Source organism: Streptococcus sp. HMSC063B03, from assembly GCF_001836965.1.
GTDB lineage: Bacteria > Bacillota > Bacilli > Lactobacillales > Streptococcaceae > Streptococcus > Streptococcus pneumoniae_F.
This window is the reverse complement of the sequence record NZ_KV831009.1, coordinates 1-3,757: the sequence shown is the minus strand read 5'-3', so window position 1 is coordinate 3,757 and position 3,757 is coordinate 1. Positions and strand designations below refer to the sequence as shown.

General features: G+C 34.1%; 7 protein-coding genes. All 7 read right to left on the bottom strand.

Translation table 11 applies throughout. The annotated features are described in order from the left end of the window. Nucleotides 1–31 precede the first annotated feature (31 nt). Nucleotides 32–514: a DUF6985 domain-containing protein gene (locus HMPREF2628_RS01830; RefSeq protein WP_070842158.1), complete on the bottom strand. Its 483-nt coding sequence runs from the start codon at nucleotides 512–514 to the stop codon at nucleotides 32–34. Nucleotides 515–529: 15 nt separating this feature from the next. Next, nucleotides 530–772: an HNH endonuclease gene (locus tag HMPREF2628_RS01825; protein ID WP_142350479.1), complete on the bottom strand. Its 243-nt coding sequence runs from the start codon at nucleotides 770–772 to the stop codon at nucleotides 530–532. A gap of 124 nt (nucleotides 773–896) precedes the next feature. Beyond that, a complete protein-coding gene (locus tag HMPREF2628_RS10865; RefSeq protein WP_180364263.1) occupies nucleotides 897–1,052 on the bottom strand; it encodes a hypothetical protein in 156 nt (51 codons plus the stop codon). A gap of 38 nt (nucleotides 1,053–1,090) precedes the next feature. Continuing rightward, complete coding sequence (locus tag HMPREF2628_RS01820; RefSeq protein WP_257375265.1) at nucleotides 1,091–1,807, bottom strand: hypothetical protein; 717 nt, start codon at nucleotides 1,805–1,807, stop codon at nucleotides 1,091–1,093. 74 nt (nucleotides 1,808–1,881) lie between these two features. Beyond that, complete coding sequence (locus HMPREF2628_RS01815; protein WP_070842156.1) at nucleotides 1,882–2,382, bottom strand: SMI1/KNR4 family protein; 501 nt, start codon at nucleotides 2,380–2,382, stop codon at nucleotides 1,882–1,884. 76 nt (nucleotides 2,383–2,458) lie between these two features. After that, nucleotides 2,459–2,953 (bottom strand): SMI1/KNR4 family protein, encoded by a 495-nt coding sequence (locus tag HMPREF2628_RS01810; RefSeq protein ID WP_070842155.1) that lies wholly within the window; start codon nucleotides 2,951–2,953, stop codon nucleotides 2,459–2,461. A gap of 109 nt (nucleotides 2,954–3,062) precedes the next feature. Further along, nucleotides 3,063–3,757 (bottom strand): HNH endonuclease signature motif containing protein (locus tag HMPREF2628_RS01805; RefSeq protein WP_218970026.1); only part of this gene is annotated, 695 nt, incomplete at its 5' end.

Genomic DNA, 3,757 nt, shown 5'->3' with positions numbered 1-3,757 from the left:
CGCAACTTTTCCAATACTTAATGTTTCTCCCTTATAGCAAAATGTCTTGAAATCCTATTTCTGATATTTGTTCATTAATATATTTTATTCCAACACCGTTCTCAATATCCCATTCACAATCACAAATGAAGCCTGCTTCGCGTGTATTATCATCAAAATTCATCGGAATCATAATTTGTTTTACTGTCAAAAATTTAAAGATTTCACTCGGATTATCTTTAGCATTTAATAACTTCTGACCAAAATTAGAATCTGAATCCAGTCTATCAATTACCTCATCAATTATTGAATTATAATATCCAACAATACCATTCTCGGCTTGGGTAACACAGTTCTGAATATCACTGAAAAAAAATTCAAAAGCTTTGATTTGATTTTCATCGAATACCGCATCTTCATCTGCATCAATATTTATTTCAACAGAAAATTCCTTTTTAAAAATATTTAATTTAATACTCTTAGTCCAACCATTATTAAATGTCAATTCACCAAAAACAGGATGTACTATCTTCATTTCACACCTCTTTTTCTACTGCAATAATTCCAACAACTTTTTAACTTCTGAAACACCGCCTAAATGCCCAAATTTACTATTTATGATACTCGGAACTAGTTGCATACTCGTCATGTCATTAAGTTCGTGCCACGTTAGTTTATTTTCTTTTCTAAACTTAACAATTTCTCGACGAGTTTTCCCCAATTCTCTAGCAAGGAGCTCATCAGCTTGTCTAAAGTTAGCATTTCTGTCAATACCCATATCTATAATTTTCACTTAACCTTTAGAGACAGGTGAAAAATCTGGTATCGCATTTTCATACTCTATACCTTCTAGATTTACATCATCTAAAATTTTTCTAACCTCATCTTTGTTTGAAACAAATGTAGACTCTCCTCTTTCACCTGTCCAGATGATTATTCTGGAAATAAGCCCGTGCCATGCTATCCACTTTCTGGTGATAGCGGTTTGCCGCCTTCTTGAAATGAGGATTACGATAGATAGCTAGCGCTTCAGGATTACGATAAGGGCTGGCCATGGTAACCGTCCCACTCACCTTCGTTAAGCCCTTATTTTGATTGTTTAAAATCGCATCTAACTCACTTGTGACCTGCTTCCCATTGTTCGTAAACAGATTACTTCTGGATCGACCAGAATAGTTCCTTTTGAAACAGCCAATTCTTTAGGAGTATCTTCATCATACAACGTGACAGTTGTATCTTTAAAAATCATCTCTCCAAAAACGGAACTATCTGGAATCAATTTCCCTTCAACTTTTGTCAGACCGATATTTGAAAGATACTCATCAATAGGTAGAGGCATCGGAGTCTGTAACGCCTCTGGATAGTATCTTCTCACTATTCCTTCCGCAACTTGTTTCATATCCCTAGCATAGATATAGGGAACAAACTCCAGAGTAAAATCTGGAGTTTGTTTCATCTCTTTATTAGTAGCATCATACTCTGTGATATTCCCTACGGAGAAATGATGAAGTCCATTATTCAATTGGTAAGAAACCGTTACATCTAGCCATATTTCAGCATTATCTACTTCATATCCATATTTAGAGTGTCCTTTTATTTCTAATATCGCTACTACAAGCAAATAAGATTCTATCATATCACCAACCATATTTCGTGTTAAAACACTCTTGACGCTAAAATCATCTAGCGCTTTATAGGATATCGAAGATAAAGTGTAGGATCTAACTTTTATTTCATCTCTATGAAGGTAGATGTAAGATTTCAATTTATTAAATAGCTCATTATAAAAAGTTTTTTTAATAAATAACTCAAGGAATTTATCCCCCATAAATAGGACTCCTGCATTATATTTTGTGCATTACTCTTAACATATACTCAAAAGCATGATTCCGTAACTAAATACTAGCTATTTGCAGTATCATCTTCAGAATATAGCATTCCTAAAAAGTCTTCAAATGTATCCGTGATAAAAGTTGTGAATGGATTAAGTTCATAAGAAGATTCATGATGCCATATGCACACACTAGGATTCTCCCTTCTCTGACTATAATCTAAGCAAACAAAGTCTCCGCCAAATAAAGCCGCTACAGGTAGTAATTCTACTCCTAAAATATCTTCAGAATACAGTAAGCGTTCATCTAATTGCGTTAGAATTACATCTATATCATACATACCCAAAGTATGATTTTGAGTATCATGTAAAATACATAAAAAACGTTCTATTATACGTTCCTGATCTTGAGGTAACTTTCCGCTAAAGATATTCTTCTTAGGAATCAACCCACTATATTGTTTAAAAAATTCCTTAGCAGATGCTGGGAGTGAAACCCTCCATATCTTTTCTTCTTCATTCAGTAACTGTTCGTCAGGTAATGGTGTTATTATCGTATTTTTATATTCCATTATTAAACATTAAATCCTTCCTATTTATCTTATAGCGTCGGCCCAATGACCTAAAGCATGATTCCGTAATCAAATACTAGCTATTTGCAATATCATCTTCAGAATATAGCATTCCTAAAAAGTCTTCAAATGTTTCTGAAACAAACTCTACACTAGGATGCCATTCGTATGAATCCTCACGCTTCCAATAACATACCTTGGGGTTCTGGGTCCCTTCTCTATAATCTAAACATATAAAATCACCACCGAACAGTGTTGCTACTGGTAATAGTTCTACACCAACAGAATCTGGATCCACACTTAAAATTTCTAGTATTGGACTCCATATAACATCAATATCGTACATTCCTAGGGAATTCTCTTCAAAATCATCTAAAATACAAAGGAATCTTTCTATAACATACTCTTTATTATCACTGATTTTAAAAAGATTCTTTTTAGGGATTATCCCATTATATCTGATTATGAATTCCTTAAAGGAATTTGGTAACTCAATGCACCATTCTTCCTCCTTTTCCTTAACTAATTCAATACTAGGCAAAGGGAGGATTACCGTTCTAATATCTTCCACTTTCTAATTTTTTCCTTTCTTTTTTTATTTAGAATGAATACCACATTCAATATATATTAGCAGTGCTATACAAGAATTACATACACCTCATAAAAAATCAATATCAGAATCATCTTGGTGCATATGCCCAAAGACCCGCTGATCGGCCACCATTATGCAATGTTATATTATGTATGCCATAAGGAACTAGCTCCATTTTTCCTGGTACTTCTGTGTGATGCCAAGTCATCCCTTCTCTAAATCCAGCGATCTTTTCATTTAACCACTTAAATTGTTCTCTATCAGTCTTTAACCAAAGTTCTTTGGGGAGCTGAACAGTTTCTTGCACTAGATTTGCTCCCTCAAAATCTGCAAATCCATACCTCATTCCTTCAGCCGGTGTTACTTTTACTTTAGGTATATAACCTTCCTGTATAGCAAGATTTTTAATTAATTGCTTTTGTCCTTTAGTAATTTTATTGCTATTAACAAAGTTTTTAGACCAGGTCCATTTTTCATTATTATTTACTAATTCAGCATACAATTTAGCATAGTCTGATAAGACATCATCAAAGGATAATTCTCCTTTTCCAAATGCTTCAAATCTCTTATTTTTAGCAATGCCTTCAAAGAAGTCCTTTTCTTTAGCCACATACTCTTTAAAGTTTGATGATTCTCTCGCCAGTCGACTTTGCCTAATATTTTCAAGAATCCGCTCTTTATCAAAGGGCTTCTCTGCCACTCTCACTACATCATCCGAATGTTTGCTAGAAAAGCGCATCACATCACGCAGAGTCTTACTCTCAACGCTGAAGGTAGGCATGG

What these genes read in the sequence shown, in the direction of transcription:
- HMPREF2628_RS01820 (WP_257375265.1), bottom strand. Translation starts at nt 1,807, where the DNA reads ATGGGGGATAAATTCCTTGAGTTATTTATTAAAAAAACTTTTTATAAT.
- HMPREF2628_RS01815 (WP_070842156.1), bottom strand. Translation starts at nt 2,382, where the DNA reads ATGGAATATAAAAATACGATAATAACACCATTACCTGACGAACAGTTA.
- HMPREF2628_RS01830 (WP_070842158.1), bottom strand. Translation starts at nt 514, where the DNA reads ATGAAGATAGTACATCCTGTTTTTGGTGAATTGACATTTAATAATGGT.